Origin of the sequence: Streptomyces sp. XY431 (assembly GCF_001279805.1) — a bacterium.
Classification (GTDB): Bacteria; Actinomycetota; Actinomycetes; order Streptomycetales; family Streptomycetaceae; genus Kitasatospora; species Kitasatospora purpeofusca.
The window spans coordinates 1-4,575 of the sequence record NZ_LGDO01000190.1 but is presented as its reverse complement, the minus strand read 5'-3'; the positions used below and the strand labels follow the sequence as shown (position 1 = coordinate 4,575).

The following is a 4,575-nucleotide window of genomic DNA, read 5'->3' as shown; positions in this document are numbered from 1 at the left end:
CCCGCTCCAGGAGGGCATGCTCTTCCACCACCTGATGGCGGACCAGGCGTCCGAGACGGATGTCTACATGCGGCCGTCGGTGCTGGGGTTCGACTCGCGCGAGCGGGTGGACGCGTTCCTGGACGCGCTGCGGGAGGTGATCGACCGGCACGACGTCTACCGCACGGCGTTCGTGTGGGAGGGCCTGGCGGAGCCGGTGCAGGTGGTGTCGCGCCGGGTGGAGCTGCCGGTCCAGGAGGTCGTGCTGGACCCGCGGGGCGCCGACCCGGTGGAGCAGTTGCTGGCGATCGGCGGATCGTGGATGGATCTGACCCGGGCGCCCCTGATGACGGTCCACGTCGCGGCGGAGCCCGGCGGTGACCGCTGGCTGGCGCTGCTGCGAACCCACCACCTGGTGCAGGACCACACCTCGGTGGACGTGCTGCTCGGGGAGCTTCGGGCGTTCATGTCCGGTCGGGGCGACGCGTTGCCGGAGCCGCTGCCGTTCCGCGACTTCGTGGCGCAGGCCCGCCTGGGTACGCCGCGCGAGGAGCACGAGCGGTACTTCGCGGAGCTGCTCGGGGACGTCACCGAGACGACGGCGCCGTTCGGTGTGCTGGACGCGTACGGCGACGGCAGTTCCACCCACCAGGCACGCCTCGTGGTGGACGATGAACTGGCCGGCCGGATCCGTGAGTCGGCGCGGCGCGAGGGCGTCAGTGCGGCCACCCTCTTCCACCTGGCGTGGGCGCGGGTGCTCGGTGTGGTCAGCGGCCGTGACGACGTGGTGTTCGGCACGGTGCTGTTCGGCCGGATGAACTCCGGGGCGGGCGCCGACCGGGTGCCGGGTCTGTTCCTCAACACGCTGCCGGTGCGGGTGCGGTTGGACTCGCAGAGCGTGGGCGGGGCGCTGTCCGGGATGCGGCACCAGTTGGCGGGGCTGCTGGTGCACGAGCACGCGCCGCTGTCGCTGGCGCAGCAGGCGAGCGGGTTGACGGGCGGCAGCCCGCTGTTCACCTCGATCTTCAACTACCGGCACAACCAGGCCGGCGCGCGGAACTTCGACTCCGGCTTCGAGGGTGTCGGGGTGCTCTCCACGCGGGACCTGACCAACTACCCCCTGAGCATCGCCGTCGACGACGATCGGACGAGGTTCGGCCTGACCGTCGACGCGGTGGCTTCGATCGACCCGCAGCAGGTGGGGTCGCTGTTGCACACCTGCCTGGGCAATCTGGTCGCGGCCCTGGAGGATGCCCCGGAGCGGACGCGGCTGGGAGAGGTGGGCGTCCTCGGTGAGGCGGAGCGGGAGCGGCTGCTGACCGGCTGGAACGACACGGGTTCTGCTGCTCCTGTGCTGTCGGTGGCGGAGGTGTTTGCGGCGCAGGTGGCGCGGACGCCGGATGCGGTGGCCGTGGTGTGCGGGGACGTGGAGCTGTCGTACGCGGAGTTGGATGCGCGGGCTGCTGCGTTGGCGGGTGTGTTGCGGGATCGCGGGGTCGGCGCGGAGTCGCTGGTGGGTGTGGTGATGGAGCGCTCGGTCGAGCTGTTCGTGGCGCTGCTGGCGGTGGTGAAGGCGGGTGGTGCGTATGTGCCGGTGGATGTGGACTATCCGTCGGAGCGGATCGCGTTCGTGTTCCAGGACGCGGCGCCGGTGTGTGTGCTGACCACGCGGGATGCTGCCTCGCGGGTGCCGGGGTCGGTGGAAGCGCCGGTGCTGGTGGTCGACGGTGGGCAGGTGCCGGCCGGGTCGGCTCCGGTCGGTGATGCGGGGGTGGGCTCGGAGTGCCCGGTGTATGTGATGTACACCTCGGGTTCGACGGGTGTGCCCAAGGGTGTGGTGGCCACGCAGCGGGATCTGGTGGAGTTGGCGTCGGCCTCGCACTGGGGCGTGGGGTCGGGGGACCGGGTGTTGTTCCAGGCCCCGCATGCCTTCGATGCCTCCTCGTACGAGGTGTGGGTGGCGTTGCTGTCGGGTGCGACGGTGGTGGTGGCGCCGACCGGTGCGGTGGATGCGAGGGTGCTGCGGTCGTTGCTGGTCGACTTCGCGGTGTCGCATGTGCATGTGACGGCGGGCCTGTTCCGGGTGATCGCGGAGCAGGATCCGCAGTGCTTCGCGGGTGTGCGCGAGGTGTTGACCGGTGGCGATGTGGTGCCGGTGGGTGCGGTGCGCCGGGTGCTGGAGGCCAGTGCGGGCGTGGTGGTGCGGCATCTGTACGGGCCGACGGAGGTGACGCTGTGCGCCACGCAGCACGAGGTGGCTTCGCCGGCGGTGCTGGGTGAGGTGCTGCCGATCGGTGGGCCGCTGGACGGCACCCGGGTGTACGTGCTGGACGAGCACCTGCAGCCCGTACCGGTCGGTGTGGCGGGTGAACTGTATGTGGCGGGTGCGGGGCTGGCGCGCGGCTATCTGAACCGCCCGGGCCTGACGGGAGAGCGGTTCGTCGCGGACCCGTTCGGTGCGGCGGGTGGGCGGCTGTACCGCACGGGTGACCGTGTGACGTGGTCGGCGGACGGTCGGCTGGTGTTCGCGGGCCGTGCGGACGACCAGGTGAAGATCCGCGGATTCCGGGTGGAGCCGGCCGAGGTGGAGTCGGTGGTGGCCGCGCATTCGCTGGTGGCGCAGGCCGCGGTGATCGCGCGTGAGGACGTGCCGGGTGACAAGCGCCTGGTCGCGTACGTGGTCGGGAACGGCGACAGCACCGAACTGGCCACCCTTGTGCGTGAGTTCGTGGCCGGGCGGCTGCCGTCCTACATGGTTCCGTCGGCGGTGGTGGTGCTGGAGGAGCTGCCGCTGACGGTGAACAGCAAGCTGGACCGCAAGGCGCTGCCCGCTCCCGAGTACGCCGCCGGCGCGGGCCGGGCACCGGCCACGGAGCAGGAGGAGCTGCTGTGCCAGGCGTTCGCGCGAGTCCTGGGGCTCGACCGGGTCGGCGTGGAGGACGACTTCTTCGCTCTGGGCGGCCACTCCCTGCTGGCGACCCGACTGGTCAGTGAGGTACGGGATTCGCTGCGGGCCGAACTGCCGATCCGGGCAGTGTTCGAGGCACGGACGCCGGAAGGGCTCGCCGGCTGGCTCGCCGGTCAGGTCGAGACCCAGAGCACGGCCAGGCCCGCTCTGCGGCCGATGCGCAAGCAGGAGGACAACTGATGACTCCGTTGTCGTTCGCGCAGCGTCCGCTGTGGTTCCCGGGGCAGTTGGAGGGTCCGAGCGCGACCTACAACATTCCGACGGCGCTGCGGCCGACCGGGGATGTGGATCGGGAGGCCCTCGCCGGCCGGCCCGCCAGTCAATTCAAGACCCAGAGCATTGCTAGGCCCACTCTGCGGCCGATGCGTAAGCAGGAGGACTACTGATGATTCCGTTGTCGTTTGCGCAGCGTCGGCTGTGGTTCCTGGGGCAGTTGGAGGGTCCGAGCGCGACCTACAACATTCCGATGGCGCTGCGGCTGACCGGGGATGTGGATCCGGAGGCCCTCGCCGAGGCGCTGCGGGACGTGGTGGGTCGGCACGAGGTGCTGCGCACAGTCTTCCTGGCCGAGAACGGGGAGCCGTACCAGCAGGTCCTCAAGGTCGAGGACTGCGGGTTCGAGCTTGCGGTCGAGACGGTCTCCCAGGAGTCGCTGTCCGGAGCCGTGAGCGGGGCGCTCGCGTACGCGTTCGATCTGTCCGCCGAAATCCCGGTGCGGGCAACGCTGTTCACGGTCGGCCAGGACGACCATGCGTTGGTGGTGGTGGTTCACCACATCGCCGGGGACGGCTGGTCGACGGCGCCGTTGGCGCGGGACCTGTCGGTGGCGTATGCGGCGCGCGCCGCAGGTCGGGCACCGGAATGGGAGCCGCTGCCGGTGCAGTACGCCGACTACGTGCTGTGGCAGCAGGAGTTGCTCGGCGACGAGCAGAACCCGGACAGCGTGCTCTCCCGGCAGCTGGCCTACTGGCGCAGGACGCTGGCCGGGGCGCCGGCCGAACTGGAGCTGCCGACCGATCGGCCACGTCCCGCCCTGGCCGGTCATCAGGGCCATGCGGTGGCAGTCGAGCTGCCGGCCGACGTGCACGAGCGTCTGGTGAAGGTGACCAGGGAGCGCGGGGTGACCCTGTTCATGGTGGTGCAGGCCGCGCTGGCGGTCACCCTCAACCGGCTGGGTGCGGGGAACGACATCCCGATCGGGGCGGCGATCGCGGGACGCACCGAGAAGGCCTTGGAGGACCTGGTCGGGTTCTTCGTGAACACGCTGGTCATGCGCACGGACCTGTCCGGCGACCCGACGATGGCCCAGGTGCTCGATCGGGTGCGAGAAGCGGGACTTGGCGCGTTCGCGCACCAGGACGTGCCGTTCGAGCGGGTGGTGGAGGAGCTGGCGCCGGTCCGTTCGTTGGCCCGTCATCCGCTGTTCCAGGTCATGCTCACGGTGCAGAACACGGCTTCGGCGGCGCTGGAGCTGGCCGGGGCGGGCTCGTTGTCCTCGACTCTGGCGTCGTCACCGGGTCTGGGGGCATCGAAGTTCGACCTGGAGGTGAGTCTTGGTGAGGTTTTTGACGAGCGGGGGAGGCCGGCGGGTGTTCGGGGGAGGTTGGTCGCGGCTGCGGATCTGTTCG

General features: G+C 70.6%; 1 protein-coding gene and 1 pseudogene. Both read left to right on the top strand.

From position 1 onward, the window contains the following. The coding region (locus tag ADK60_RS19760; protein ID WP_159400498.1) for a non-ribosomal peptide synthetase at window positions 1-3,127 on the top strand (3,127 nt) is incomplete at its 5' end. Between the two features lie 205 nt (window positions 3,128-3,332). After that, a pseudogene (locus ADK60_RS19750) lies at window positions 3,333-4,575 on the top strand (condensation domain-containing protein); the annotation flags it as partial.